Genomic DNA, 26,984 nt, shown 5'->3' on the forward strand with positions numbered 1-26,984 from the left:
TCCTCCCTGTCGCTGATCGTCCTCGAGCCCCGCCGACGTCGGGAGCCTCGCTGAAAGTTAGATTGGTTCCATGAAGCTCGAACTGCGGGGCATCACGAAGCGCTTCGGCGCCCTCGTGGCCAACGACCACATCGATCTCACCGTCGAACCCGGTGAGATCCACTGCCTCCTGGGCGAGAACGGCGCCGGCAAGTCGACGCTGATGAACGTGCTCTACGGCCTCTACCAGGCCGAGGAGGGCGAGATCCTGCTCGACGACGTCGTCCAGCACTTCTCGGGGCCGGGCGACGCCATGAAGGCGGGCATCGGCATGGTGCACCAGCACTTCATGCTGGTGCCGGTCTTCTCCGTCGCCGAGAACGTGATGCTCGGGCACGAGCAGACGAAGTTCGGCGGCCGCCTCGATCTGGCCGCGGCCCGCACGCGGGTCCGCGAGATCTCGGACCGCTTCGGCTTCGACGTCGATCCCGATGCGATCGTCGAGGATCTGCCCGTCGGCGTCCAGCAGCGCGTCGAGATCATCAAGGCGCTCTCGCGCGATGCCCGGGTCCTCGTGTTCGACGAGCCGACCGCGGTGCTCACCCCGCAGGAGACCGACGAGCTGATCGCGATCATGCGCCAGCTGCGCGCCGCCGGTACCGCCATCGTCTTCATCACCCACAAGCTGCGCGAGGTGCGCGAGGTCGGCGACCGCATCACGGTCATCCGCCTCGGCAAGGTCGTCGGCGAGGCCTCGCCCACCGCGAGCAACGCCGAGCTGGCCTCGCTGATGGTGGGCCGCGCCGTCGAGCTGACCGTGCAGAAGGAGCCGGCCCGCGCCGGCGACGAGGCGCTGGTCGTCAGCGGCCTCACGGTCCGCGACGCGAACGGGCAGGCCGTCGTCGACGACGTCTCGTTCGAGGTCCGCCGCGGCGAGATCCTGGCGATCGCCGGCGTGCAGGGCAACGGCCAGACCGAGCTCACCGAGGCGATCATGGGGCTGCAGGAGCGGGTCGAGGGCACCGTGACCCTCGACGGCAAGCGGCTCGACGGGCTCTCCGTGCGCCGCGTCCTCGACTCCGGTGTCGGCTTCGTGCCCGAGGACCGGACCGAGGACGGCCTGGTGGCCGAGTTCACGATCGCCGAGAACCTGATGCTCGACCGCAGCGACGGGGGCCCCTTCGTGAAGGGCCTGAACCTCCGGCTCAAGGAGCTCGACCGGTTCGCGGAGGAGCGGGTGCGCGAGTTCGACGTCCGGGCACAGGGGATCGGAACCCACGTCGGCCGGCTCTCGGGCGGCAACCAGCAGAAGGTCGTCCTCGCCCGCGAGCTCAGCCGCGAACTGCGGCTGTTCATCGCCGCGCAGCCCACTCGCGGAATCGACGTCGGCTCGATCGAGTTCGTCCACAAGCGCATCGTCGAGACCCGAGACACCGGGGTGCCCGTGATCGTCGTCTCCACCGAGCTCGATGAAGTGGCCGCGCTGGCCGACCGCATCGCGGTCATGTACAAGGGCGGCATCATCGGGATCGTGCCCGCCGACACCCCCCGCGACGTGCTGGGACTCATGATGGCCGGGCAGTCGCCCGCCGAGAAGGGAGCGGCGGCGTGAGCGACGCGCAACTGCCCGCGGTCGACCCCGACGCGGAGACCGAGAAGTCCACCGGCCTCGAGCCCGGCCAGAAGCCGGGTCAGGAGGCGCGCCCCGGCGCCGTCGAGAGCGGCGCGTCCCGCGTGCTCCGCGAGATCCTCTCGGGCACCGCTCTCATGTCGGTGCTCGCCGTGCTGCTCTCGCTGATCGCGGGCGGCGTGCTGATCGCGGCGACGGACCCCGACGTCCAGGAGGCGTCCGGCTACTTCTTCGCCCGTCCGGTCGACACCCTGCAGGCGATCTGGCAGTCGGTCGCCGGGGCGTACTCCTCCCTCTTCCAGGGTTCCGTCTACAACTTCCGGCGCGAGGGCTTCGCCAACGGCATCAAGCCGCTGACCGACACGCTCGCCTTCGCGACTCCGCTCATCGCGGGCGGCCTCGGGGTCGCCCTCGCCTTCCGCGTCGGCCTCTTCAACATCGGCGGCCGCGGGCAGATGCTGATCGCCGCGGCGTGCGCGGGCTGGGTCGGCTTCTCGTTCGACCTGCCGTGGGGCGTGCACCTCGTCGTCGCGCTCGCAGCGGGCATCCTCGGAGGCGCTCTCTGGGGCGGACTCGTGGGCCTGCTGAAGGCCCGCACCGGCGCCCACGAGGTGATCCTCACGATCATGCTCAACTACGTCGCGTTCTACCTGATCTCGTACCTGCTGCGCACCCCGGGCGCCCTCCAGGCTCCGGGCTCGAACAACCCCAAGACCCCTGCGATGAAGGAGACGGCGGTGTTCCCGTCGCTGCTCGGGCCGAGCTACTCCCTGACCCTCGGGTTCGTGTTCGCGATCCTCGCGACCGTCTTCGTGTGGTGGCTGCTCAACCGCTCGAGCATCGGCTTCAAGTTCCGGGCGGTGGGCGAGAACCCGCACGCGGCTCGGGTGGCGGGCATCGACGTCAAGAACAGCTACGTGTACGCGATGCTCCTCTCCGGCGGCCTGCTCGGCCTCGCGGGCAGTGCCCAGGTGATGGGCACGGTCACGACGGGCTTCACCTCCGGGATCGACGCCGGCATCGGGTTCGACGCGATCACGGTGGCGCTCCTCGGGCGCTCGCGGCCGTGGGGCGTCTTCTTCGCCGGCATCCTGTTCGGCGCCTTCAAGGCCGGCGGCTACTCGATGCAGGCGGCGCAGGGGGTCCCGATCGACGTGGTCCTCGTCGTCCAGTCGCTGATCGTCCTCTTCATCGCCGCCCCGCCGCTGGTGCGCGCGATCTTCCGCCTGCCCACTCCCGGGGCCGCCCCGAGACCCCGCACGCGCCGAGCCTCGGAGGTCTCCGCATGACCGGCCTCGCTACCACAGCCCACGTCGACGCCTCGCGCGTGCCCGTGCGCAGCTGGAAGGCGCCGATCGCGTTCGGGGTCTTCTCCCTCCTCGCGATCGTCCTCTTCGTCGTCGCGGGGCGCGACGGCACGAGCTCGTTCCGCCTCGCAGCGGGCGGCGACTTCTTCGCCCTGCCCGATCTCCCCTTCCCGACCCGGGCGACCGGCGTCGTCGTGGCCGTCGCCACTGTCGCGCTCACCGTGCTCGCCGCGATGACGGCCCGTGCGGCGCGGCGCATCCCGCTGTGGTTCTCGACGGTGTTCGCGCTCGTCTTCCTGCTCGGCTTCCTCGTCTGGGCCTCGGCCGGAGCGACCCTGCCCGTCTCGGGACTGCTGCTCGGCACCGTCGGCCTCGCCACTCCGCTGATCTTCGGATCCCTCGGCGGCGTCATCTCGGAGCGCGTCGGCGTCGTCAACGTCGCGATCGAGGGGCAGCTCCTCGCGGGCGCGTTCACGGCCGCGGTCGTCGCGTCGATCACGCGTCAGCCGATCCTGGGCCTGGTCGCGGCGATGCTGGCGAGCGTGCTCGTCTCGTTCGTGCTCGCGGCCTTCGCGATCAAGTACGTCGTCGACCAGGTCATCGTGGGAGTGGTCCTGAACGTCCTCGTGACGGGTCTGACGAGCTTCCTCTACTCGCAGGTCCTCACCTCCGACGCCGAGACCTTCAACTCGCCGGTGCAGTTCGAGACCCTGCCGATCCCGGTGCTCAGCCAGATCCCGGTGATCGGCGCGGTGCTCTTCAAGCAGTCCGTGATCGTCTACCTGATGTACGTCGCCATCGCCGCCGTCTGGTGGGGGCTGTTCAAGACGAAGTGGGGACTGCGCCTGCGCGCGGTCGGCGAGCACCCGCAGGCGGCCGACACGGTCGGCATCGACGTGGCGCGCACCCGCTTCTGGAACGTGTCCCTCGCGGGAGCGATCGCGGGTATCGGCGGCGCGTACTACACGCTCGACGCCGTCGGGGCCTTCGGCAAGGAGATGACGGCGGGTGCGGGCTTCATCGCCCTGGCCGCGGTGATCTTCGGCCGGTGGGACCCGATCAAGGCCACGCTCGCGTCCCTCCTGTTCGGCTTCGCGACGAACCTGCAGAACGTGCTCGGCGTGATCGGCTCGCCCGTTCCGAGCGAGTTCATGCTGATGCTCCCGTACCTGGTCACGATCTTCGCCGTGGCGGGTCTCGTCGGCCAGTCCCGCGGACCGGCGGCCGCCGGCAAGCCGTACCTGAAGTCCTGAGAGGGGTCCCGTGACCGACATCGACTGGGAGGCGCTGCGCGCCGCCGCGAACGACGCCATGGGCCGCGCCTACGCCCCGTACTCGAACTTCCCGGTCGGAGCGGCGGCCCTCGTCGACGACGGCCGGATCGTCTCCGGCTGCAACGTCGAGAACGCCTCGTACGGCATCGGCCTCTGCGCCGAGTGCGCGCTGGTCTCGTCCCTGCACATGACCGGCGGCGGCAAGCTCGTCGCCTTCACGTGCGTCGACGGCAACGGTGCGACGCTCATGCCCTGCGGCCGCTGCCGTCAGCTCCTGTTCGAGCACTCCGCGGAGGGGATGGTCCTCGAGACCGTCTCGGGACTGCGGAGCATCGACGAGGTCATCCCCGACGCGTTCGGCCCCCGCACCCTCCAGGCCTACGCGGGGGAGTAGCGGCGCCACCGCCCCCGCCCGCCCCGCACACGAATCGAGCACCGCCATGACCGGCTCCACTCCCGTCGAGGCCTTCGACGCCGTCGACATCATCCGCACCAAGCGCGACAGGGGCTCCCTGTCGACCGCGCAGATCGACTGGCTGATCGACGCGTACACCCGCGGCTACGTCGCCGACGAGCAGATGGCCGCCTTCGCGATGGCCGTCCTGCTGAACGGGATGGGGCGGGACGAGATCCGCGACCTGACTCTGGCGATGATCGCGAGCGGCGAGCGGATGCACTTCGACGGGCTGGGCAAGAGGACGGTCGACAAGCACTCGACCGGGGGAGTCGGCGACAAGATCACGCTGCCCCTGATGCCGCTCGTCGCGTCGTTCGGCGTCGCGGTGCCGCAGCTGTCCGGTCGAGGACTCGGCCACACCGGCGGGACCCTCGACAAGCTGGAGTCGATCCCCGGCTGGCGCGCCGAGCTGGGCAACGACGAGATGTTCGAGCAGCTGCGCACTGTCGGCGGAGTGGTCTGCGCCGCCGGCTCGGGACTCGCGCCGGCCGACAAGAAGCTCTACGCCCTGCGCGATATCACGGGGACGGTGGAGGCGATCCCGCTGATCGCCTCGTCGATCATGTCGAAGAAGATCGCGGAGGGGACCGATGCGCTGGTGCTCGACGTCAAGTTCGGCTCCGGCGCCTTCATGGTCGACATCGAGCGCTCGCGCGAGCTGGCGCGCGCCATGGTCGACCTCGGGAACGACGCGGGGGTGCGCACCACGGCCCTGCTCACGAACATGAACGTGCCGCTCGGGCTCGCCATCGGCAACGCCAACGAGGTCCGGGAGTCGGTCGAGGTCCTCGCCGGCGGCGGCCCCGCCGATGTGCGGGAGCTCACGCTCGCCCTCGCCCGCGAGATGCTCGCGCTGGCGGGACTGCCGGACGCCGATGTCGAGCGGGCGCTCGACGGCGGCGCGGCGATGGACACCTGGAACGCGGTGATCCGCGCCCAGGGCGGCGATCCGACGGCCGCGCTGCCCGTCGCCCGCGAGACCCACGTCGTCCGCGCGGAGCGCGACGGAGTGCTGGTGGAGCAGCGGGCGCTGCCGTTCGGCATCGCGGCCTGGCGCCTCGGAGCGGGCCGCGCCCGCCAGCAGGACGCCGTGCAGCACGCGGCGGGCATCGACCTGCACGCCAAGCCGGGCGACCCGGTGCGCGCGGGGGAGCCGCTGCTCACCCTCTCGGCCGATGAGCCCGCGCGGTTCGAGCGTGCTCTCGCCGCGCTCGAGGGCGCCTACCGCATCGGCGACGAGGGCGAGGCCGTCCTCGACGGCGGACCGCTCGTGGCGGAGCGCATCGCCTGAGGCGTCAGAGGCGGGCGACCGCGCCGATCACCAGATCCCAGAAGCGGTCGGAGTCGATCGCCGTCGCCACGGAGGTCCGGCAGCCGGCCGGAGCGGTGGTGCGCAGATCGGCGACCGTCATGCCGACGGTGTGCTCGCCGCGCAGCTCCACCGTGAGCGGGGCGCGGCGCACCTCCAGGACCGACGGGTCGATGACGTACGCCACCGCGACCGGATCGTGCACCGGGGGCGCGTCGAAGCCCTGCGCGTCGCGGTAGCTCGCCGCGAAGAAGTCGAGGAGCCCGACGCAGAAGCGGCCGACCTCGGAGTCGACGCCGCGGAACCGGGCGACGACGTCCTCCGTCGCGAGTGCCCGGTGCGTGACGTCGAGGCCGACCATGGTCACGTCCCAGCCGGCGCCGAAGACGATGTGGGCCGCCTCGGGGTCGGCGAGGATGTTGAACTCCGCGGTCGCTGTCCAGTTGCCGCCCTGCACCCCTCCGCCCATGAGGACGACCTCCCGGACGAGCTCCGCGAGTCGCGGCTCGCGCCGGACCGCCATCGCGATGTTGGTCAGCGGTCCGGTCGGCACGAGTGTGATCGAGCCCGGGGGTGCTGCCAGGACCTCCTCGATGATCAGGTCGACCGCGTGGCGGGGATCGAGCGCGGGGCGCCGCTCCGGGAGCGCCGGACCGTCCATGCCGCTCTCGCCGTGGATGTCCGGCGCGGGCTCGGCGTCGCGCACGAGGGGGCGCTGCATCCCCGCGGCGATCGGGACGCCGGTCAGTCCGGCGATCGCGGCGACCGCGCGAGCGTTGGCGGTCACCTTCTCCAGCGTCTGATTGCCCGCCACCGTGGTGATCGCGACCAGCTCGATCGCGGGGCTGCCGTGGGCGAGGAGGATCGCCAGCGCGTCGTCGTGGCCGGGGTCGCAGTCCAGGATGATCCGTCGTCCGCTCATCCCCGCACCCTACGCGGCTCCTCCCCAGGCGCGGATCCGTGCCGTCTCCGCGGGGTGGGGAGTGCTCCCGTCACGGCGTCGGCCCTCGGCAGTAGGGTGGTCCGCGAACCGTCGCCCGACCCCGAGGAGCACCGTGACCGACACCATCGAGGAGTACCTCCTCCCGGGCGAGGGCATCCTCATCGACGAGCTGCCGAAGGTCTCGCTGCACGACCACCTCGACGGGGGGCTCCGTCCCGAGACGATCCTCGAGCTCGCCGCCTCCGCCGGCGTCGCCGTTCCGGCCGACGAGCCCGAGGCGCTGCGCCGCTGGATCACGACCACCGCCGACTCCGGATCGCTGACCGACTACATCGCCACCTTCGAGACGACGGTCTCGGTGATGCAGACCGCGCCCGCACTCGAGCGCGTCGCGCGCGAGTTCGTGCTCGATCTCGCCGCTGACGGAGTCGTGCACGGCGAGGTCCGCTGGGCGCCCGAGCAGCACCTGCGCTCGGGGCTCACGCTCGACGCCGCGGTCGAGGCCGTGCAGGAGGGACTGCAGCAGGGCGTCCAGGAGGCCGCCGCTCGGGGCTCGCGCCTGCGGGTGGGCCAGCTGATCACGGCGATGCGCCACACCGACCGTTCGCTCGAGATCGCCGAGCTCGCCCTCCGCCACCGCGAGCGCGGGGCCCTCGGCTTCGACATCGCCGGCGCTGAGGCGGGCTTCCCCGCCTCCCTCCACCGGCCGGCCTTCGAGCTCCTCGCGGCCGCGCACTTCCCGACGACGGTCCATGCGGGCGAGGCCGACGGTCTCGACAGCATCCGCTCCGCCCTCCTCGACGGCCGGGCCCTCCGCCTCGGCCACGGAGTGCGGCTCGCCGAGGACATCGCGATCGAGCGCCAGGACGACGACGCGAGCTACGTGACCCTCGGCGAGCTGTCCGAGTGGGTCAAGGACCGCAGGATCGCCCTCGAGCTCAGCCCGTCGTCGAACCTGCAGACCGGCGCCGTCGCGGCCTGGGGCACCGAGCTCGTCGACCACCCGTTCGACCTGCTCTATCAGCTGGGCTTCCGGGTGACCGTCAACACCGACAACCGCCTGATGAGCGGGACGACCCTCAGCCGTGAGCTCGCGCTGCTGTCGGACGCGTTCGGCTACGACCTCGACGACTTCGAGGTGTTCCAGATCAACGCCGCGGAGGCGAGCTTCCTCCCGCTGGACGAGCGCCGCGAGCTGGTCGAGACGATCACCGCCGGCTTCGAAGCGGCCTGACCGTGCCCCTCGACGCCCTCGCCGACGACGCGATCGCACTCCGGCACCCCGCCGCCAGCTGGCGGGAGGCGGTCCTCGAGGCCGGTCGCGCGCTCGAGCGCAGCGGCGCCGTCGATCCGGCCTACTCGCGCCGCATGGTCGAGCAGATCGACGTCCTCGGGCCCTACATCGTCATCGCCCCGGGACTCGCGCTCGCGCACGCCCGCCCCGGCAACGACGTGCACAGCGACGGACTCTCCGTCGTCACGCTCGCCGAGCCCGTCGCCTTCGGGCACAGCACCAACGACCCGGTCTCCGTCGTCATCGGCATCGCCGCCACCCAGGCCCACGGCCACGTCGGGTTCGTCGCCGGCCTCGCCGACGTCCTCAGCCGCCCCGACGCGATCGGCGCACTTGCCGCCGCGCGCACGGTCGGCGGCGTCAACGCCGTCCTCACGGACGCCACCCCGCACCACGGAAGAAGCTCATGAAGATCGTCACCCTCTGCGGCGCCGGAATCGGCACCTCCGCCATCCTCAAGCTCGGCGCCGAGCGCGCCCTCGAAGCGCTCGACCTCGAGGCCGAGGTCGTCGCCTCCGACATCGCCTCGGTCGACGCCCTCGCTGCCGACGCGCAGGTCATCCTGACCTCCGGCGAGCTCGTCGACCGCATCGGACGGACTTTCGCCGAGGTCGTCGTGATCGACAACTACCTCGACCAGGCCGAGATCACCGAGAAGATCGAGCGGGCGCTCGGCTGATCCGCTGTGCTGATTCCTGAGCCGCCCCCTGTGCGGCTCAGCGCGGTCGGGCTGTGCTTGTGGTGCGTTCCGTGGAGCGGGTCGCGTCGCGCTGTCCTGAATCGCTGGCACGCGATTCCGGATCGCGCGCTCCCTGCGGGGCGGCGATCCGGTCATCCAGACGTCTAGTGGTGCTCCGGCGCCCCTGTCGGGTCGGGAAGCGCTCGCGTTGCTCGAGGGCGGCGCCGACGCTTGTGCGCTGCGAGATGCCACTTCGGTACGGGGCGCACCGAGGCAGGCGTACCGAAGTGGCAGCTCGGGGGAGGCGTGGGCGGGTCAGCGGAGGAGGGACTCGGCGCCGGTGCGGAGGGCGGACAGGCGGGTGGAGACCTCGGAGCGGCGGACCGAGGCGTCGGGGTCCGAGGACCACGCGTCGAGGTACAGCTTGACCTTGGGCTCGGTGCCGCTCGGGCGGGCGATGAGGCGCGCGCCCTCGAGGGTGAAGCGGAGCGCGTCCGTCGGCGGCACACCGTCCTCGACCGCGAGCAGGTCCTCGGCCCGCTGCACCGGGAGGCCGCCGATCGAAGTCGGGGGAGCGGCACGCACCGCCGCCATGATCCGACCGATCTCGGACAGGTCGGTGACCCGCAGCGAGATCTGCTCCGAGCCGAAGAGCCCGAAGCGCTCGGCGAACGACTCGAGCTCGTCGGCGATCGTCCGCCCTTCCGCAGCGAGGGAGCTGGCGAGATCGAGGAACGCGAGCGCCGCCGAGATGCCGTCCTTGTCCCGCACGGTCGCCGGATTCACGAGGTAGCCGAGCGCCTCCTCGTAGCCGAACACGAGGTCCGGCACGCGCGAGATCCACTTGAAGCCGGTCAGGGTCTCGACGAACGCGAGCCCGTAGTCGGCCGCCACCGCGCCCAGCGCGGGGGAGGAGACGATCGAGCAGGCGAGCGCCCCTCTCACCCGGCCCTCGGCGCGGGCCCGCTCCGCCGCCCGCCAGCCGAGCAGCGAGCCGACCTCGTTGCCGGTCAGGCGACGGAAGCCCTCCGGAGCGCTCTCGTCCGGGATCGCGGCGGCGAACCGGTCGGCGTCGGGGTCGTTCGCCACGATCAGATCGGCTCGTCCCGTGCGTGCAGTGGCGAAGGCGAGATCCAGAGCCCCCTCCTCCTCCGGGTTCGGGAACGCGACCGTGGGGAACGCGGGATCGGGATCGATCTGCTCCACCACGACCAGCGGCTCGTCGAAGTCCGCGGCCGACAGCACGCGGTGCGCGGTCTCCCAGCCGACCCCGTGCATCGCCGTGTAGACGACGCGCAGCGGCGTGCTCTGACGCCCGACCCCGGCCGTGGCGTCGATGTAGGCGGTCACGACGCTCTCGTCGGCCGTCCGGTACTCGCCGCGCGGCAGGTCCGTCACACGCCGGGTCCGCGCCACGTCGAGGATCCTCTCGGCGATCTCGCCGTCGACCGGCGGCACGATCTGCGAGCCGTCGTCCGCACCCCCGAGGTACACCTTGTAGCCGTTGTCCTGAGGCGGGTTGTGGCTCGCGGTGACCATCACGCCGGCGTCCGCCCGCAGGTGGCGCACAGCGAAGGCGAGCACCGGGGTGGGCAGCAGGCGCGGCAGGAGCACCGCGTCGACGCCCGCTCCGGCCATCAGTGCGGCGGAGTCCTCGGCGAAGATCCGGGAGTTCTTCCGCCCGTCGTAGCCGATGACGACGACGGGACGCACGGTGCCGCGCGCCAGGAGGTGCTCGGCGAGGCCGACGGCGGCCTGCGACACCAGCACGCGGTTCATCCGGTTGGAGCCGGCGGCGATCGCACCCCGCAGGCCAGCGGTGCCGAACGCGAGGCGCGAGCCGAAACGGTCCTCGAGCTCGGCGGACGCCTCGGCGTCGCCGGCCTCGTCGGCGACCAGCAGGCGCACGAGCTCCTCGCGGGTCTCGGCGTCGGGGTCCTGGGCGAGCCAGTCCTCGGCGAGGGAGCGGATCCCGGCGCTCACAGGGTCCCCGTGATGCCCGCGAGCAGCCCGGCGAGATCGTCCTCGGCGTTCCGACCCGCCTCGAGGACCTCCTCGTGGCTCAGAGCCGTCTTCTGGATGCCGGCGGCGAGGTTGGTGATCAGCGACATGCCGAGCACCTCCATGCCCGCCTCGCGTGCGGCGATGGCCTCGAGAGCCGTCGACATGCCGACGATGTGGCCGCCCATGATCCGTGCCATCTGCACTTCGGCGGGCGTCTCGTAGTGCGGACCGCGGAACTGGACGTAGACGCCCTCGTCGAGTTCGGCGCGCGTCCCCCGGGCGAGAGCGCGCAGCCGGGAGGAGTAGAGGTCGGTGAGGTCGACGAAGGTCGCGCCCTCCAGGGGCGAGCCGGCGGTGAGGTTGATGTGGTCGCTGATGAGCACCGGGGTCCCCGGCGTCCAGTGCTCCTTGATGCCGCCCGCGCCGTTGGTGAGGATCATCACCGAGGCGCCGGTCGCGGCCGCCGTCCGCACACTGTGGGCGACGCGGCGCACTCCGTAGCCCTCGTAGTAGTGGGTGCGGGCGCCGATGATGAGCGCGCGCTTGCCGGTGGGCAGCAGGACGGAGCGGAGCGTGCCTCCGTGGCCGTGCACCGCCGGCTTCGAGAAGCCGAGGATCTCGGTCGCGTCGACGGTGGCGGTCGTCTCGCCGATGAGATCGGCGGCCTTGCCCCATCCGCTGCCGAGCGTGAGGGCGATGTCGTGCTTCTCGACACCCGTCGCCTCGGCGATCTGAGCGGCGGCGTCGCGGGCGATCGCGAAAGGATCGGCGTCGGCGGAATCGAGCGGATTCGGGGTCTGGTCGGCCATTCCCCCACCCTATCCACGGCCCGCGGGAAGGTCCGAGCGCGGAAGGCGCCGAGCCGGGCGCCACGCCGATTGGGTGAACTCCCAGCGACGGAGGACAATGGGAGCCATGGCTTACGAGTTCGAGCGCACGCAGAGGATCGCCGTACTCGGAGGGGGACCCGGAGGCTACGAAGCCGCCATCGCCGGCGCGCAGCTGGGCGCAGAGGTCACGCTCGTCGAGCGCGTCGGAGTGGGCGGCTCGGCCGTCATCACCGACGTCGTCCCGTCGAAGTCGCTGATCGCGACCGCCGAGGCGACCAACGCGATCGGCGAGGCCGCCGATCTCGGCGTGCAGTTCTTCACCCGCTCCGAGCAGACGAACAAGCCGGTCCGCCCCGAGGTGGCGGTGAACCTCGCCACCGTCAACAAGCGCCTGCTCGGTCTCGCGCGCCAGCAGTCCGAGGACATGCGCGCGAACCTCGTGCACCACGGCGTGCGCATCGTCTCGGGCGACGGCCGACTGGACGGCTCGAACGCCCTCATCGTCTCGACCGCGCCCGGCGAGGAGGGCATGGACTTCGACCGCATCGAGGCCGACACCATCGTCGTCTCGGTCGGGGCGAGCCCGCGCGTCCTGCCCACCGCTGCCCCCGACGGCGAGCGGATCATGAGCTGGACGCAGCTCTACAACCTCAAGACCGTTCCCGAGCACCTGATCGTCGTCGGCTCCGGGGTGACCGGCGCCGAGTTCGCCTCCGCGTACCGCGCTCTGGGCGCGAAGGTCACCCTGATCTCGTCCCGCGACCAGGTGCTGCCGGGGGAGGACGCCGACGCGGCCGCCGTCATCGAGAACGTCTTCAAGCGCAACGGCATGACCGTGCTCTCCAAGTCCCGCGCCGACCGCGTCGAGCGGACCGAGAAGGGCGTCCGCGCCGTGCTCTCCGACGGCCGCGTCGTGGAGGGCTCGCACTGCCTGATGGCCGTCGGCTCCGTGCCGAACACGGCCGGCATCGGCCTCGAGGAGGCGGGCGTCCAGCTGACGGAGTCCGGCCACATCCGCGTGAACCGCGTCGCGCGCACCAGCGTCCCGTCGATCTACGCGGCAGGCGACTGCACGACCTTCCTCCCGCTCGCCTCCGTCGCGGCCATGCAGGGACGCACGGGCGTGTTCCACGCCATGGGCGACGCCGTGAACCCCACCGAGGTGCGCAACGTCGCCGCGAACATCTTCACCCAGCCCGAGATCGCGACGGTCGGCTGGAGCCAGCGCGAGATCGAGGAGGGCATCGCGCAGGGCGAGATCTACAAGCTCCCGCTCGCCGCGAACCCGCGAGCGAAGATGATGGGCATCCGCGACGGCTTCGTGAAGCTCTTCGCCCGCACCGGCTCCGGCACCGTCATCGGAGGCGTCATCGTCGCCCCGAAGGCGAGCGAGCTGATCTTCCCCCTCGCGCTCGCCGTCGAGCACCGGCTGACCGTCGACCAGGTCGCCCGCGCCTTCACCGTGTACCCGAGCCTCACCGGCTCGATCTCGGATGCGGCGCGTGCCATGCACATCGTGAGCTAGCGCTCATCGTGAGCTCGCTCACGATGAGCGCTAGCTCACGATGTGCGGTCCTCTTTCCGAGCCGCTCCCTGCGCGGCTCGGCGCGGTCGGCTGCGTGGGTGGTGCGTTTCGCAGAGCGGGTCGCGTCGCGCTGTCTCGAATCGCTGGCACGCGATCTGCTGCCTTTTTCTGAGCCGCCCCCTGTGCGGCTCAGCGCGGTCGGCTGAGCGGGTGGGGCGTTCTGCAGAGCGGGTCGCGTCGCGCTGCTTCGAATCGCTGGCACGCGATTCTCACTCGCGCGCTCGTGCGGGTCGGCGATCCGGTCACTGTCGGCTCGTGGTTCCGGATCGGATGCGCAGTGAGCAGAGCGGAGGAGGGTTCTCGACGTTCGGACGTCAGCGATGCAGAACGACAGCCGGGCGCGCCCAGCCGTCGCCCGAGGCTCTCATCCGGGGCTGACGACACCGATCTCGGCGGAGGGCGCCCGCCCCCCCCCGCTGTTGCTGATCGAGTAGCCCGCGGAGCGGGCGTATCGAGATCCACCGACGACGGACGCGCGGGGAGCGGTCACCCGCCCCGCGCGCGGCGGATGCGCGTCAGACGATCGAGAGCAGGACGTGACCCGCGGAGACCGTCGTGCCCGCCTCGGCGGCCAGGCCCGTCACGACGCCGTCCTTGTGGGCGGTGAGCGGCTGCTCCATCTTCATCGCCTCGAGCACCACGACGAGGTCGCCCGCCACGACGCTGTCGCCCTCGGCGACGGCCACCTTCACGATCGTCGCCTGCATCGGCGCGGTGACCGAGTCGCCCGTCACGGTGCTGACCGAGCCCGAGCCGCGGCGCTTGGGGGCGCTCGCGGCCGAGGCCGAGCGCACCGGGCCGGAGGAGCGCATCAGGTCGCCCGGCAGCGACACCTCGACGCGGCGCCCGTCGACCTCCACGACCACGCTCTGACGTGCTGTAGCCTCCGGGGCCGCTCCCGGCTCACCGCTCCACGGCTCGATCGTGTTGTCGAACTCGGTCTCGATCCAGCGCGTGTAGATCGAGAACGGGGCGTCGCCCTCCGGCGCGAAGGCGGGGTCGCGCACGATCGCGCGGTGGAAGGGGAGGACGGTCGGCAGACCGGTGACCTCGAACTCCTCGAGGGCGCGGCGCGAGCGCTCCAGCGCCTCCGCGCGGGTGCTGCCGGTCACGATCAGCTTGGCGAGCAGCGAGTCGAACGAGCCCGAGATCACGTCGCCCGAGACGACGCCGGAGTCGACGCGCACGCCGGGTCCGCCCGGCGCCTTGAAGACGTGCACGGGGCCGGGGGCGGGCAGGAAGCCGCGTCCCGCGTCCTCGCCGTTGATGCGGAACTCGAAGGAGTGGCCGCGGGGAGCCGGGTCGTCGTAGTCGAGGACACCGCCCTCGGCGAGGCGGAACTGCTCGCGGACGAGGTCGATGCCCGTGATCTCCTCCGAGACCGGGTGCTCGACCTGGAGCCGGGTGTTGACCTCGAGGAACGAGACGGTGCCGTCCTTGCCCACGAGGAACTCGCAGGTGCCGGCGCCCTGGTAGCCGACCTCGCGGAGGATCGCCTTGGACGCGCGGTAGAGCTCGGCGTTCTGCTCGTCCGTGAGGAACGGCGCGGGCGCCTCCTCGACGAGCTTCTGGTGACGACGCTGCAGCGAGCAGTCGCGGGTGGAGACGACGACGACGTTGCCGTGGGCGTCCGCCAGGCACTGCGTCTCGACGTGCCGGGGCTGGTCGAGGTACTTCTCGACGAAGCACTCGCCGCGGCCGAAGGCGGCGACCGCCTCGCGGGTGGCGGAGGCGAACATCTCCTCGACCTCGTCGCGCTCGCGGGCGACCTTGAGGCCGCGACCGCCGCCTCCGAACGCCGCCTTGATGGCGACGGGCAGACCGTGCTGATCGACGAACTCGAGCACCTCGGCCGCGCCCGAGACGGGGTTCAGGGTTCCGGGGGCCAGCGGCGCGCCGACCTTCTCGGCCACGTGGCGCGCCGAGACCTTGTCGCCGAGGCGCTCGATGGCGTCGGGGCTCGGGCCGATCCAGACGAGCCCGGCGTCGATGACCGCGCGGGCGAAGCCGGCGTTCTCGGCGAGGAAGCCGTAGCCGGGGTGGACCGCGTCGGCGCCGGAGCGGCGGGCGACCGAGAGGAGCTTCTCGATGACGAGGTAGGTCTCGGCGCTGGTGGTGCCGCCGAGGGCGTACGACTCGTCGGCGAGGCGGCTGTGCACCGCGTCGCGGTCCTGGTCGGCGTAGACGGCGACCGACGCGATACCGCTGTCGCGGGCGGCTCGGATGACTCGGACGGCGATCTCGCCTCGGTTGGCGATGAGCACCTTCGTAATACGCGACATGGTTCCCCACCCTAGGGGCCCGCTCGGCGATGCCTGTGGCGGCTCACCACAAAGAAGAGCGGGGGCTTCGTCGGTTCCTCACAACCCCCGCGGACTCAGCGGTTCCAGAGCGCCGTCCAGGGCACGCCGAGCTCGCGCACCAGCGAGCGGAGGGTCGGCACGGACATGCCGACGACGGTCGAGGGGTCGCCCTCGATCCGGGAGATGAACCCGGCTCCGCGTCCGTCGATGGTGAACGCTCCGGCCACCTCGAGCGGCTCTCCCGTGGCGATGTAGGCGTCGATCTCGTCGTCCTCGATGTCGGCGGCGAAGTGGACGGCCGCGGAGGTGACCGCCCCGGTCTCGGCGCGGACCCGCCCGCCGCGGTGGTCGATCAGCCAGTGACCCGAGTGGAGGCGCCCCTCCCTGCCGCGCTGGGCCCGCCAGCGCTCCCGCGCCCGCTCCGGCTCGTGCGGCTTGCCGTGCACCACGCCGTCGAGCACGAAGGCGGAGTCGCCGCCCAGCACCAGCCCGTCGATCCGCGGTCCGAGGACGGCACGGGCCTTCGCCCGTGCGAGCAGGGCGACGGTCCCGTCGGCGTCGAGCGGCGCACCCGCCTCCTCCTCGGCGCGGGCGACGGCCGCGGGCTCGTCGACCTCCGAGGGCACGACCACCGGCTCGATGCCCGAGGCCCGCAGCAGCGCCAGGCGCGCGGGGGAGGTGGAGGCGAGGTAGAGGCGCATGCGTGCTCCCTGCGGCCGGGCCCCCGCTGTGGGATGCTCGATGGATGTCGAAGTCCGCGTCCCGCACACCCTCCCGTCCCTCCGAGGACGACGGCGCACTCGGGACGCAGGTCGAGCTCGAGATTAGCAACGTGGCCCACGGCGGCGTGTTCGTCGCCCGCCACGAGGGCCGCGTCGTCTTCGTCCCCGACGTGCTCCCCGGGGAGCGGGTGCGCGCCCGCATCAGCGAGGTCCGCCACGACAGCTTCTGGCGCGCCGACGCCCTCGAGGTGCTCGAGGCCTCGCCGCACCGGGTGCCCCACGTCTGGCCGGAGGCCGCCATCGAGCGCCGACCGGAGGAGCGCGTCGGCGGAGCCGAGTTCGGGCACGCGGCGCTGGAGCACCAGCGCGCCCTCAAGCGGGCGGTCCTCGAGGACGCCTTCTCCCGCTTCGCCCGCCGCGAGGTGAGCGTCGAGGTGTCGGCGATCGCCGGTGACGACGGCACGCGGGGTCTGGGCTGGCGCACGAGGAACCGCCTGCACGTGGACGACGAGGGCAGGGTCGGCCCCTACGCCTCGCGCAGCCACCACGTCGTCACGGTGGAGAGCCTGCCGCTCGCGACCGCGGCCTCCTCCGCGGCCGCGCCCCTCGCCGATCGGCTCGCACCCGGCTCCGTGGTCGACCTCGTCGATGCGGCAGGCTCCGACGGCGCGGCCGTCCTCGTGCACGACCCCTCCGACAAGCGCGCGCGCCGCGATCGGACCGTCGTCACCGAGTTCGTCGCCGACCGCACCTTCCGCGTCGACCGCGCCGGCTTCTGGCAGGTGCACCGCGGCGCCGCCGCGGCGCTGTTCGACGCCGTGCAGTCGGCCCTCGACGTCGAGCTGAGCGATCCGCGGGCCGCGAACCACGACCTCTACGGCGGAGTCGGCCTGCTCGCGGCCGCGCTCGCCGACCGTCTCGGCGCCGGCGTCCGCGTGACGAGCGTCGAGAGCGACTCCCGGGCCACCGAGCACGCGCTCGAGAACCTGTCCGACCAGGTCGGCGCCCGCGCCGTCACCGCGCGGGTCGACCGCTACCTCCGCGACGCGATCGCCCAGGCGGACGCCCGCGAGCGGGAGCGCTGGCGCTCGGCGACCGTCGTCCTCGATCCGCCGCGCTCCGGTGCGGGCCGCGCGGTCACCGATGCGCTGGTCGAGCTCGCGCCGGCGCAGCTGGTCTACGTCGCCTGCGACCCGGTCGCCCTCGCGCGCGACGTCGGAGCGCTCACCGCCGGCGGGTACGAGCTGGAGCGGCTGGACGGCTTCGACCTCTTCCCGAACACCTCGCACGTCGAGGCCGTCGCCCGCCTCTCCCGCCGTTCCGGCTGACCCCGCCCTCGCTACGATGATCCCCGATGGAGTGGACGGATGAACGCTGAGCCCGCCGAGGATCCGCGCGTGCGCGTGGCCATCGTCGACGACCACGAGTCGGTGCGCCTCGGAGTCGCCGCCGCGATCGATGCCGCGGGGATGCACGTGGTCGCCGCCGCAGAGACGGTCCGAGCGCTCGAGCAGGTGGTCGGCGGCGCCGAGATCGAGGTCCTGGTCCTGGATCTCTCGCTGAACGACGGATCGAGCATCACCGCCAACGTGAAGTGGGGCCAGGTCCGCGGATCGGCCGTCCTCGTGCACAGCATCGCCGACCGGGTCGTCGCGGTGCGGGAGGCGCTCGCCGCCGGTGCCGCCGGCGTGATCCCGAAGTCCTCCCCGATGTCGACGGTCGTCGCCGCGATCCGCACGGTCGCCCGGGGCGAGGTGCTGAACAACCTCGAGTGGGCGTCGGCGATCGACGCCGACGACGACTTCGCCCGGGCCGTGCTGGGTCGCCGCGAGCGCGATGTGCTGCACCTGTACGCCTCCGGTCTGCCGTTGAAGCTCGTCGCCGACCGGCTGCAGATCTCGGTGTCGACGGCCAAGGAGTACCTCGACCGGATCCGGGACAAGTACGTCGAGATCGGCCGGCCGGCGCCCACCAAGGTCGACCTCCTGCGTCGCGCAGTGGAGGACGGGATCCTGCCCGGCATCGATCCGGACGACGGCGATGCCGGCCGCTGAGGTCGCTCCCGCCCGCGCGCACGCCAACCGGACGCGCATCGACCGCATCATCGGCACGGTCGTCTCGTTCTTCGGCTTCGGCTTCGCCCTGCAGACGATCCCGCCGATCCTGAACCAGCTGCCGGACCTCGTGCCCGCGGTCGCGTGGCCGGTGCTCGTGCTCGTCTTCGGTGCGATGGCGGCGTCGGTCGTCACCGCCGTGCTGGGGCGCGGCACCAGGGTCACCGCCGTGCTCGCCGCCGGCGGCCTCCTGATCGCGCTCCTGACCTGGCCGCTCGCGGTCCAGCCGGGCGTCGCGGCGGACACGCCCTGGGTCTACTACCTGCTGACGATCGGGACCGCCTTCTGCACCGTGGTCGCTCCGCTTCGCGTCGTCATCGTGTATGCGGTCCTCACCCCCGTCCTCTTCGGCGTCCTGCGCGTGCTCCCCGCCGGTGGCGCGGCGGAGCCGACCCGCGCGGTGCTCGACGCCTTCTACGTCGGCATCGTGGGCTTCGTCATGATGGTCCTCATCACGGTGCTGCGTCAGTCGGCCGACGAGGTCGACCGGGCCCAGACGACCGCGATGGAGCAGTACGAGGCCGCCATGCGCCAGCACGCGGGCGAGGTCGAGCGGATCGAGGTCGACGCTCTCGTGCACGACAACGTGCTGGCCACTCTGCTCGCCGCGGCCACCGCGGAGTCGCCGGCCGAGCGCTCGCTCGTCGCCTCCATGGCGCGGCGGACGCTGGCGGTCCTGCTGCCCGAGAAGGAGTCGGAGGTGGCGGAGGGAGCGGTGCCCCTCGAACTGGTCGAGCGTCAGCTCGCGCACGCCGCCTCCACGTTCTCGGCGGTGAACGACGTGCGGATCGCCGACGGTGCCGACGGGAGGACCGACGCGGTCCCGCGCGCCGTCGCAGAGGCCGTGCTCGGCGCGGTCTGGCAGGCGCTCACGAACAGCGTCCAGCACGCGGGCCCGAGCGATCGGGTGCGCCGGAGCGTCACCGGGCTGCTCGGCGGGGATGCGGTCGCGGTCGTGGTCGAGGACGACGGACGGGGCTTCCAGGTGTCCGAGGTGCCGCGCGAGCGCCTCGGGATCCGCCTCTCGATCCTCGAGCGAGTGCACAACGTCGACGGAGAGGCCGGGGTCGAGTCGAGTCCGGGGCGGGGCACGCGGGTCAGCATCGCCTGGACCGCGGCCGCGCAGGCGGTCCGGTCGGGAGCGCGCTCGTGATCGCCTACCCGCGACCGCTGCTCTACGCGCTCGGCGCCGGCTTCTCGCTCTACCACGTCGTCCTCGCCTTCTTCTCGTTCCGGAACTCGCCCGCGAGCGTCTTCGACCTGGTCGCGGTCGCCGTCTACGTCGCGGCGACCGTCCTCGCCCTGTGGCCGGGATCGACGACCCGGATGGAGTCGGCGCTCGCCGCCGGCATGACGGCGGTCGCGATCGCCCTCCCGCTCCTGGTCGCACCGACGCAGGACCCCACCGCGTCGAACGGGTACTCCACGTGGTACATCGCGGCTGTCGGCACGCTCATGACCATCGTCTGCGCGCGCAGCCGCCCCGCCTTCGCCTGGGCGGGCATGCTCTTCCTCGCCGTCCACACCGTGGTGTGGGCCGGCCCGATCGCCCTCGCGACGCTCGGCGTCATCGGCGGTCTCGCCTGGGTCGGGATCGCGCAGCTGCTCATCATCGAGCTCGGCCGGGCCGGCTCGGAGGCGCGCGTCCTCGAGGCGGCCGAACGCGCGGCGACGTCGTGGCGGGCGGCGGAGGAGGCGCACCTCTCCGAGCGCGAGGTGCGCCTGGACCAGACCCGCGCCATCGCCTCCGAGATGCTCCGCCGCATCGCCACGGGCGGCTCGGGGCTGTCGGACGAGGAGCGCCGCGAGTGCCGTCTCCTCGAGGCGTCCGTGCGCGACGAGATCCGGGGACGGCGGCTGCTGGACGACCGGGTCCGCCGGTTGGTCCTCGACGCGCGTCGACGGGGAGTGACCGTCTCGGTGCTCGACGACGGCGGGCTCGACCACACCTCGGAGGAGGAGAGCGATCGCGTGCTGAGCGAGCTCGCCCAGGCGCTCGGAGGGATCCGCGACGGCGTGGACCGCATCGTCGTGCGGACCGCCTCCGCCGACTCGCCGTCGGCCGTGACGGTGGTCGGTCTGCGGACGGCGGACGACGGCAGTGCCGGCGCGCTGGGCTCCGACGACTCCGCGGACGAGGTCGACGCCTGGGTCGAGATCCGCCGCGACGGGCGCGGCGCGTAGCCTTCCGGCCTCGGGGGTCTCGGAGGTGCGCCGCCGTCGACGGGGCCCGCCGGACGTCGCTCCCCGCCCGACCCGATCGCGGAACCGTGCCGCACCGGGGCACCGGAACGGACCGGTTAAAAGAGTGCGGCGGGCTGTCCACTCCTCCGAAGAGGGGGCCCAGCCCGCCGTCAAACCCCGAGTGAGGGCAATAACCCGAATATCGCCCTCACTCGCCCCCAAAACACCCGCCTCGTTACCCTGGTCGGCGAGTGATTGGCGATGCTCTCTCCGAGGAGTGAACACCTAACACGGATAATCATGCTCAGTCCGGACGCCCCCAGATAGTCGTCACTTTAGGGGACTAATCGGGGTACAAATTCGAGGCTCCTGCGGAAGGCGTCCCCCTGGACGGGCGACAGCTGCCCGGTGGGGCTCAGCCGGAGAACGAGCGCCAGGCTCCGGGGCCAGGGTGCAGCGGCGCGCGGACGGCGTTCGAGCGGTCGTTCCAGCCGCTCACGAGCTCGGCCGATTCCTCCGGCACGTCGGCCGCCTGAGCGGCGAGGGCGGTGACGACAGCGGTCACAGCGGCGATCTCGCGATCGCCGAGACCGGGGGTGGAGATCACGACGGAGGGGGAGGAGTCCTGAGCGCTCATCCCGCGACGGTACCGCATGCCACTCGCGGCCGACGCGCGGCGGGGTGTCATTATGCTGACGCCGGACGCCGCTGGAGCGACGACCGCACCGTTCTCGAACCGGGAGTCCCATCGTGCCGTCGTGGATCCCTCCGCGCGCCTCCGCCGCCGCCCGCTCCGTGATCGCGGGGGCGCGCCGCTCGCCCGTCGCCGTGGCGGTCGTGTCCCTCCTCCTGGTCGCGAGCACCCTCGCCGGAACGACGGCGGGCCCCGCCTCGGCGCTCACCGGGCAGACGTGGGCCGCGGGACCGGGCACGACCCTCGCCGGGCGCCCCTGGACGGCGGTGACGGCTCTGCTCATCGCCTCGGATCCGCTGCAGCTCGTCCTCGACGCGGTCCTGGTGCTCCTGGTGCTCGTGATCGCCGAACGGCGCCTCGGGCCGCTGCGCACCGCGCTCTCGTTCGTCGTCACGGGCGCGATCGGAGTGACGACCGGGTCGCTCCTGCAGGTCGTGGGAGCCGCGGCAGGCGAGTGGTGGGCGAGCGACACCCTCGGCGACCTCACCTTCGATCCTCTGATCGGGGCGGTCGGCGCGCTGATGGCCTCCACGGCCGTCACGGGTGCGCTGTGGCGCCGCAGACTGCGGGTGACGACCTTCGCCGTCGTGTTGATGTTCGTGCTCTACGCCGGCGACTCCGCGGACGTCCACCGCCTGCTCGCCGGGCTCGCGGGTCTCGTGCTCGGCGCCGTCCTGTCGGGCGGAGTCGCAGGGCTGCGCCCCCGCCGGATCGCACCCAGCTCGCACCGCGAGTCGCGGGGCCTCCTCGCCGTGATCGTGGCGGTCACCGCTCTGGGACCGCTGGTGGCCGTGCTCTCCGACTCCGGGTACGGTCCCTTCTCGTTCCTCGGCCGACTGCTCCAGAACGCGTTCACCGGGACGGGTGACCTCGAGGACCCGTGCACCCGCCTCGCGCGGCACTGCACGCACCACGTCCGGCTCAGCCTCGCCGAGCCCGGAGCGATCCTGCTCGCCTTCGTGCCGATGGTCCTGCTGCTCGTGGCCGCCGGAGGCCTGCGGTCCGGGCGGCGCCTCGGGCTCGTCCTCGCCCTCGGGGTGAACGGCGCCATCGTCGTGCTCGACGTCCTCTCGCTCCAGCGGGCGGCACGGCACCCCGAGTTCGCGCACTACACCGAGTACCTGCTCTGGGTGGCGACGACCGTTCTGGTGCCGCTCGCGGTGATGGCGCTGCTCATCGGCGGGCGGCGCCACTTCCGGATCCGCGCCCCGCGCGCGGCCGCCCGACGCTGGCGGCGCGTCGTCGCCGCGTCCTTCGCCGTCGGGCTGGGCGGCTGCCTGGCCCTCGCCTTCGCCGCGCGGTCGAGCTTCGAGCCGGCGGTCGGCACGGCCCGGCTCGTGGTGGACGGCCTGCTGCGCTTCGTCCCCGTGGTCTTCCTGGGCGGAGCCGGACGGATCGCCGTGCCCCGGGAGCCGCTCGCGCGGTTCGTCTTCGAGTGGGTCGGACCGGTGTTCTGGCTCGTGGTGATCATCGCCGTCCTGGCGCTGCTGCGGGCGACGGACGCAGAGCGGCTGCACGGCGACGAGGCGCGGTACCGCGGGATCCTGGCCCGGCACGGTGCCGGCAGCCTGGGTCATCAGGGCACGTGGCAGGGCAACGAGCACTGGATCGCTCCGGACGGCGAGGGCGGCGTGGCCTACCGCGTCGTGGGAGGGGTGGCGATCGCCCTGTCCGATCCTGCCTGCGCTCCCGGGTGCCGCCGCGAGGTGGTCGACGGCTTCCTCCGTCACTGCGACGAGCACGGCTGGTCGCCCGTCTTCTACAGCGTGCACGACGAGCTGCTGCCCGTGCTCGGCGCCCTCGGCTGGTCCGCGGTCTCGGTCGGCGAGGAGACCGTGATCGACCTCGCCGGCTTCGAGCTCACGGGCAAGCAGTGGCAGAAGGTGCGCTACCCGCTCAATCGCGGTCTGAAGCTCGGCATCCGGGCCGAGTGGACCACCTGGCCGGAGCTGTCGCTCGCCACCGCGAACAGCGTCGTCGACCTCTCGGAGCGCTGGGTCGCCGAGAAGGCGCTGCCCGAGATGGGCTTCACGCTGGGCGGTCTCGACGAGGCGCGCGATCCCGAGGTCGCCCTCCTGCTCGCCGTCGGCCCCGACGGCGTCCTGCAGGGCGTCACCAGCTGGCTGCCGGTGCGCCGCGAGGGCGCCGTCGTCGGCTGGACCCTCGACTTCATGCGCCGCTCGGACGATGCGATGCCGGGGATCATGGAGTTCCTGATCGCCTCGGCGGCCCTGCGGGCGAAGGAGGACGGTGCCGAGTTCGTCTCGCTCTCGGGTGCGCCGCTCGCGACCGCTCCGGTCGCGGACGGCGAGGAGCCGCCGGAGCCGACCGTGCTCTCGCGGCTGCTCGAGTTCCTCGCGCGGACTCTCGAACCGGCGTACGGATTCACGTCGCTGTTCCGCTTCAAGGCGAAGTTCCACCCCCGCTACGAAGGCCTCTGGCTCGCGTACCCCGACGCGCTGCGCCTCCCGCAGATCGGGACCGCCCTCGCCCGCGCGTACCTGCCCGACCTCTCGGCGCGCGACGCCCTCGCCTTCGCTCGCGCACTGGGCGCGCGCCCGGAGGCTCGGGAGGCTGTCTCGGAGACGACCGCGGCCTGAACCGCCGGTCGTTCGGTGCGGTCGGCGCCCGCCTACAGGCGCAGCTCGCCCGCCACGACCCGGCCCGCGACGACGGTGAGCGCGGTCGAGTGCGAGCGGGCGTGCCGCCGCAGGAGCTGGAACGCCTCGTCGGGCGGGATCTCGCGGGCGTAGGCGACGGCTCCCTTGGCCTGCTCGATCAGCACCCGGCTGTTCAGAGCGTGCTGGAGCTGGCTGCGCACGGTGTCGCTCTCGACGAGCGCGCGCTGGTGCAGGATCCCGATCGTGGCGACGTCGGCGAACGCCTGCACGACGGCGACGTCCTCGTCGGGCAGCGTCCCCGTCTCCGTGCGGAACAGGTTCAGCGAGCCGATGCATTCGTTCCGCAGCCGCATGGGCACGCAGTGAACGGAGCGCAGCCCCAGCTCGAGGGCCCGATCGCGGAAGGGCCCCCACGCCGCTCGCACGTCCTCGATGTCGGCGACGATGATCGCCTCGCCCGTGGTGAGGCACTCGAGGCAGGGCCCGGCCTCCTCGCGGAGCTGGAGGAGCCCGATCAGCCGCGAGTCCTCGTCCGTCGACGCGAGGACCTCGGCGACCCCGTTCGCATCGCGCAGGACGATGCCCGCGGAGGCCGCGTCGAACAGCGAGACGCTGCGGTCGACGAGGGTCTGGAGCAGTTCGACCGTGTCGTAGTCGTCGACGAGGGTGTCGGAGAGAGTCACGAACGTCTCGATGAGGTCGTGCTCCCGTGTGCGGGCCGCCATGCTGTCGATCCTAGATTTCGAGGGGAGGAGGGGGGAAGCCGGTGCGGCGGTCGACGATCTCCTCGGCGACCTCCGAGACCGGGCGGCCCTGGGCGAACGCGTGGGCCCGGAGCAGGAGGAGCGACTCGTCGGCAGTGATGCCGTGACGGGCGAGGATCATGCCCGTCGCCTGGTGGACGAGCCGCCGCGAGTGCACGTTGGCGCTCGCCTCGCCCGCGTCGTCGGTGAGCACCTGGGCGACGACGCGCAGGGCCGTTCCGGGAGATCGGGAGCGGATGCGCTCGATGTCCGCCGTCGAGAGGGGGGCGGCGCGGACGTTGTAGAGGTCCACCACTCCCACGTCGAGCCCGGCGATGCGCAGCGGGAAGGCGTAGACCGAGGCCAGTGGCAGCCGACCCGCCTCCGCCGAGAACAGCGGCCAGCGGTCGGCCTCGGCCCGGACGTCGACGACGAGCACCGGGGTCCTGCGGCGGGAGGCCTCCCAGCAGGGTCCCTCGCCGAGGTCGAGCTGGATCTCGTCGAGCCGAGCGGCGACGTCGTCGGTCGCCGAGACGGTCTCGCCCCCGAAGGAGGAGCCGATGGTCGAGATGGCGGCGCCCCGCACCGGGAAGTCGTCGGTGTACGAGATCGACAGGCGGGCGAGGGAGTCCGCGGTCATCCTCGCCCTCCCTCCGTCGCCGACGGTCGATGCCGTCGGCGCCCACGCTAACAGGGCGGCGGCGCGGCCCGGGGCCGCTGCCGCCGACGCCTCAGAGCGGGATGTTGCCGTGCTTCTTCGCGGGCAGGTTCGCGCGCTTGGTGCGCAAAGCCCTCAGCGCCTTGATCACGCTGACCCGGGTCGCGGAGGGCTCGATGACCCCGTCCAGCTCGCCGCGCTCGGCGGCGAGGAACGGGCTCGCCACGTTGTACGTGTACTCGTTCGCGAGGCGGGTGCGGACGGCGGCGACGTCCTCGCCCGCCTCCTCGGCCTTCTTGATCTCGGTGCGGTACAGGATGTTGACCGCACCCTGGCCGCCCATGACCGCGATCTCGGCGGTGGGCCACGCGAGGTTGATGTCGGCTCCCAGCTGCTTGGAGCCCATGACGATGTAGGCGCCGCCGTAGGCCTTGCGCAGGATGACGGTGACCAGCGGCACCGTCGCCTCGGCGTACGCGTAGAGCAGCTTGGCGCCGCGGCGGATGACGCCGGTCCACTCCTGATCGGTGCCGGGGAGGTAGCCGGGCACGTCGACGAGGGTGAGGATCGGGAGGGAGAACGCGTCGCAGAAGCGGACGAAGCGCGAGGCCTTCTCTCCGGCCTCGATGTTGAGGGTGCCGGCCATGGCGCTCGGCTGGTTCGCGATGATGCCGACCGAGCGGCCCTCGACCCGGCCGAAGCCGATGACGATGTTGGGGGCGAACAGCGGCTGCACCTCGAGGAAGTCGCCCTCGTCGACGATGTGCTCGATCACGGCGCGCATGTCGTACGGCTGGTTGGGGCTGTCCGGGATGACCGTGTCGAGGAAGCGGTCCGAGTCGGTGGTCTCGAGGTCGACCTCGTTGTCGAAGACCGGGGCCTGCGAGAGGTTGTTGTCGGGGAGGAAGGAGAGCAGCGTCCGCGCGTAGTCGAGCGCGTCGTTCTCGTCGCTCGCGAGGTAGTGCGAGACTCCCGAGATCTTGTTGTGCGTGAGCGCCCCGCCCAGCTCCTCCATGCCCACGTCCTCGCCCGTGACGGTCTTGATCACGTCGGGGCCGGTGACGAACATCTGGCTGGTCTTGTCGACCATGATCACGAAGTCGGTCAGCGCGGGGGAGTAGACGGCGCCACCGGCCGCCGGTCCGCAGATGATCGAGATCTGGGGGATCACGCCGCTCGCCGCGGTGTTGCGCCGGAAGATCTCGCCGTACTTGCCCAGGGCGACGACGCCCTCCTGGATCCGCGCTCCGCCGGAGTCGAGGATGCCGATGATCGGGACGCCCGTCTTCAGGGCCAGATCCATCACCTTGATGATCTTCTCGCCGGCGACCTCGCCGAGGGAGCCGCCGAAGATCGTGAAGTCCTGCGAGTAGACCGCGACCTGACGGCCGTGGATGGTGCCGGTGCCGGTGACCACGGCATCGCCGTAGGGCCGCTTCTTCTCCATGCCGAAGGCGTGGGTGCGGTGGCGGACGAACTCGTCCAGCTCGACGAACGATCCCGGGTCCAGCAGGGTGTCGATGCGCTCGCGAGCCGTCATCTTGCCCTTGGCGTGCTGCTTCTGGATCGCGGCCTCGCCGCTCGCGGTGACCGCCTCGTGGTACCGGGCCTTGAGGTCGGCGATCTTCCCCGCGGTCGTGTACATGTCGGGCGC

General features: G+C 72.2%; 23 protein-coding genes. 14 read left to right on the plus strand and 9 right to left on the minus strand.

Annotated elements, in window-relative coordinates; all coding sequences use genetic code 11:
- The first annotated feature begins 70 nt into the window (after nucleotides 1–70).
- Genes IOC53_RS02815 through IOC53_RS02835 form a run of 5 tightly spaced genes read left to right on the plus strand, consistent with a single transcriptional unit; the run spans nucleotide 71 to nucleotide 5,938 of the window.
- Nucleotides 71–1,591, plus strand: a complete 1,521-nt coding sequence (locus IOC53_RS02815; protein WP_207402866.1) for an ABC transporter ATP-binding protein — start codon at nucleotides 71–73, stop codon at nucleotides 1,589–1,591.
- Nucleotides 1,588–2,898 carry an ABC transporter permease gene (locus IOC53_RS02820; RefSeq protein WP_207402867.1) on the plus strand — a complete coding sequence of 437 codons (1,311 nt, stop codon included), beginning with the start codon at nucleotides 1,588–1,590 and terminating at the stop codon, nucleotides 2,896–2,898. Before IOC53_RS02815 ends, IOC53_RS02820 begins: the two co-directional genes overlap by 4 nt.
- A complete protein-coding gene (locus IOC53_RS02825; RefSeq protein WP_207402868.1) occupies nucleotides 2,895–4,169 on the plus strand; it encodes an ABC transporter permease in 1,275 nt (424 codons plus the stop codon). The genes IOC53_RS02820 and IOC53_RS02825 overlap by 4 nt, the downstream gene beginning before the upstream one ends.
- A 10-nt stretch (nucleotides 4,170–4,179) precedes the next feature.
- Complete coding sequence (locus IOC53_RS02830) at nucleotides 4,180–4,584, plus strand: cytidine deaminase (protein WP_207402869.1); 405 nt, start codon at nucleotides 4,180–4,182, stop codon at nucleotides 4,582–4,584.
- Nucleotides 4,585–4,630: 46 nt separating this feature from the next.
- A complete protein-coding gene (locus tag IOC53_RS02835; RefSeq protein ID WP_207402870.1) occupies nucleotides 4,631–5,938 on the plus strand; it encodes a thymidine phosphorylase in 1,308 nt (435 codons plus the stop codon).
- 4 nt (nucleotides 5,939–5,942) lie between these two features.
- Here the strand turns inward: IOC53_RS02835 and IOC53_RS02840 are convergent, their stop codons facing one another.
- Nucleotides 5,943–6,878: a nucleoside hydrolase gene (locus IOC53_RS02840; RefSeq protein WP_207402871.1), complete on the minus strand. Its 936-nt coding sequence runs from the start codon at nucleotides 6,876–6,878 to the stop codon at nucleotides 5,943–5,945.
- 133 nt (nucleotides 6,879–7,011) lie between these two features.
- On the opposite strand from IOC53_RS02840, the gene IOC53_RS02845 reads away from it, so the two are divergent.
- From IOC53_RS02845 to IOC53_RS02855, 3 genes are read left to right on the plus strand one after another with little or no spacing between them, the layout of a single operon-like run.
- Nucleotides 7,012–8,133, plus strand: a complete 1,122-nt coding sequence (locus IOC53_RS02845) for an adenosine deaminase (protein WP_307786044.1) — start codon at nucleotides 7,012–7,014, stop codon at nucleotides 8,131–8,133.
- A gap of 2 nt (nucleotides 8,134–8,135) precedes the next feature.
- Nucleotides 8,136–8,603 carry a PTS sugar transporter subunit IIA gene (locus IOC53_RS02850; RefSeq protein WP_207402873.1) on the plus strand — a complete coding sequence of 156 codons (468 nt, stop codon included), beginning with the start codon at nucleotides 8,136–8,138 and terminating at the stop codon, nucleotides 8,601–8,603.
- Entirely contained in the window at nucleotides 8,600–8,872 is a 273-nt protein-coding gene (locus IOC53_RS02855; protein ID WP_207402874.1) for a PTS sugar transporter subunit IIB, read from the plus strand. Before IOC53_RS02850 ends, IOC53_RS02855 begins: the two co-directional genes overlap by 4 nt.
- Nucleotides 8,873–9,187: 315 nt before the next feature.
- Here the strand turns inward: IOC53_RS02855 and IOC53_RS02860 are convergent, their stop codons facing one another.
- Nucleotides 9,188–10,855 (minus strand): phospho-sugar mutase, encoded by a 1,668-nt coding sequence (locus tag IOC53_RS02860; RefSeq protein ID WP_207402875.1) that lies wholly within the window; start codon nucleotides 10,853–10,855, stop codon nucleotides 9,188–9,190.
- A complete protein-coding gene (locus IOC53_RS02865) occupies nucleotides 10,852–11,685 on the minus strand; it encodes a purine-nucleoside phosphorylase (protein ID WP_207402876.1) in 834 nt (277 codons plus the stop codon). The genes IOC53_RS02860 and IOC53_RS02865 overlap by 4 nt, the downstream gene beginning before the upstream one ends.
- 106 nt (nucleotides 11,686–11,791) lie before the next feature.
- Between IOC53_RS02865 and IOC53_RS02870 the strand changes: the two genes are divergently transcribed.
- Nucleotides 11,792–13,231 (plus strand): NAD(P)H-quinone dehydrogenase, encoded by a 1,440-nt coding sequence (locus tag IOC53_RS02870; protein WP_207402877.1) that lies wholly within the window; start codon nucleotides 11,792–11,794, stop codon nucleotides 13,229–13,231.
- A 575-nt stretch (nucleotides 13,232–13,806) separates the two neighbouring features.
- On the opposite strand, the gene IOC53_RS02875 is transcribed toward IOC53_RS02870, so the two are convergent.
- Entirely contained in the window at nucleotides 13,807–15,573 is a 1,767-nt protein-coding gene (locus IOC53_RS02875; RefSeq protein ID WP_207402878.1) for a biotin carboxylase N-terminal domain-containing protein, read from the minus strand.
- 95 nt (nucleotides 15,574–15,668) lie between these two features.
- Complete coding sequence (locus tag IOC53_RS02880) at nucleotides 15,669–16,295, minus strand: nucleoside triphosphate pyrophosphatase (RefSeq protein WP_207402879.1); 627 nt, start codon at nucleotides 16,293–16,295, stop codon at nucleotides 15,669–15,671.
- 44 nt (nucleotides 16,296–16,339) lie between these two features.
- On the opposite strand from IOC53_RS02880, the gene IOC53_RS02885 reads away from it, so the two are divergent.
- The 4 genes from IOC53_RS02885 to IOC53_RS02900 are packed head-to-tail and all read left to right on the plus strand — an operon-like array spanning nucleotide 16,340 to nucleotide 20,614.
- Nucleotides 16,340–17,644: a class I SAM-dependent RNA methyltransferase gene (locus IOC53_RS02885; protein WP_207402880.1), complete on the plus strand. Its 1,305-nt coding sequence runs from the start codon at nucleotides 16,340–16,342 to the stop codon at nucleotides 17,642–17,644.
- 39 nt (nucleotides 17,645–17,683) lie between these two features.
- Nucleotides 17,684–18,370 (plus strand): response regulator transcription factor, encoded by a 687-nt coding sequence (locus IOC53_RS02890; RefSeq protein WP_207402881.1) that lies wholly within the window; start codon nucleotides 17,684–17,686, stop codon nucleotides 18,368–18,370.
- A complete protein-coding gene (locus IOC53_RS02895; protein ID WP_207402882.1) occupies nucleotides 18,357–19,583 on the plus strand; it encodes a sensor histidine kinase in 1,227 nt (408 codons plus the stop codon). The genes IOC53_RS02890 and IOC53_RS02895 overlap by 14 nt, the downstream gene beginning before the upstream one ends.
- Nucleotides 19,580–20,614: a hypothetical protein gene (locus IOC53_RS02900; protein ID WP_207402883.1), complete on the plus strand. Its 1,035-nt coding sequence runs from the start codon at nucleotides 19,580–19,582 to the stop codon at nucleotides 20,612–20,614. Before IOC53_RS02895 ends, IOC53_RS02900 begins: the two co-directional genes overlap by 4 nt.
- Nucleotides 20,615–21,029: 415 nt before the next feature.
- Here the strand turns inward: IOC53_RS02900 and IOC53_RS02905 are convergent, their stop codons facing one another.
- Complete coding sequence (locus IOC53_RS02905) at nucleotides 21,030–21,251, minus strand: acyl-CoA carboxylase subunit epsilon (protein ID WP_207402884.1); 222 nt, start codon at nucleotides 21,249–21,251, stop codon at nucleotides 21,030–21,032.
- Nucleotides 21,252–21,364: 113 nt separating this feature from the next.
- Here IOC53_RS02905 and IOC53_RS02910 point away from each other — a divergent pair, with 113 nt between their 5' ends.
- Nucleotides 21,365–23,908, plus strand: coding sequence for a bifunctional lysylphosphatidylglycerol flippase/synthetase MprF (locus IOC53_RS02910; RefSeq protein WP_207402885.1), 2,544 nt, complete (start codon nucleotides 21,365–21,367; stop codon nucleotides 23,906–23,908).
- A 32-nt stretch (nucleotides 23,909–23,940) separates the two neighbouring features.
- Here IOC53_RS02910 and IOC53_RS02915 read toward each other — a convergent pair whose 3' ends face one another.
- The 3 genes from IOC53_RS02915 to IOC53_RS02925 form a co-directional block, all read right to left on the minus strand.
- Nucleotides 23,941–24,654: a GAF and ANTAR domain-containing protein gene (locus IOC53_RS02915; RefSeq protein ID WP_207402886.1), complete on the minus strand. Its 714-nt coding sequence runs from the start codon at nucleotides 24,652–24,654 to the stop codon at nucleotides 23,941–23,943.
- A 10-nt stretch (nucleotides 24,655–24,664) separates the two neighbouring features.
- Nucleotides 24,665–25,312, minus strand: coding sequence for a GAF and ANTAR domain-containing protein (locus IOC53_RS02920; protein WP_207402887.1), 648 nt, complete (start codon nucleotides 25,310–25,312; stop codon nucleotides 24,665–24,667).
- Nucleotides 25,313–25,403: 91 nt separating this feature from the next.
- Nucleotides 25,404–26,975, minus strand: coding sequence for an acyl-CoA carboxylase subunit beta (locus IOC53_RS02925; protein ID WP_207402922.1), 1,572 nt, complete (start codon nucleotides 26,973–26,975; stop codon nucleotides 25,404–25,406).
- Nucleotides 26,976–26,984: the final 9 nt, after the last annotated feature.

This window comes from Rathayibacter sp. SD072, assembly GCF_017355185.1.
Taxonomy (GTDB): Bacteria; Actinomycetota; Actinomycetes; order Actinomycetales; family Microbacteriaceae; genus Rathayibacter.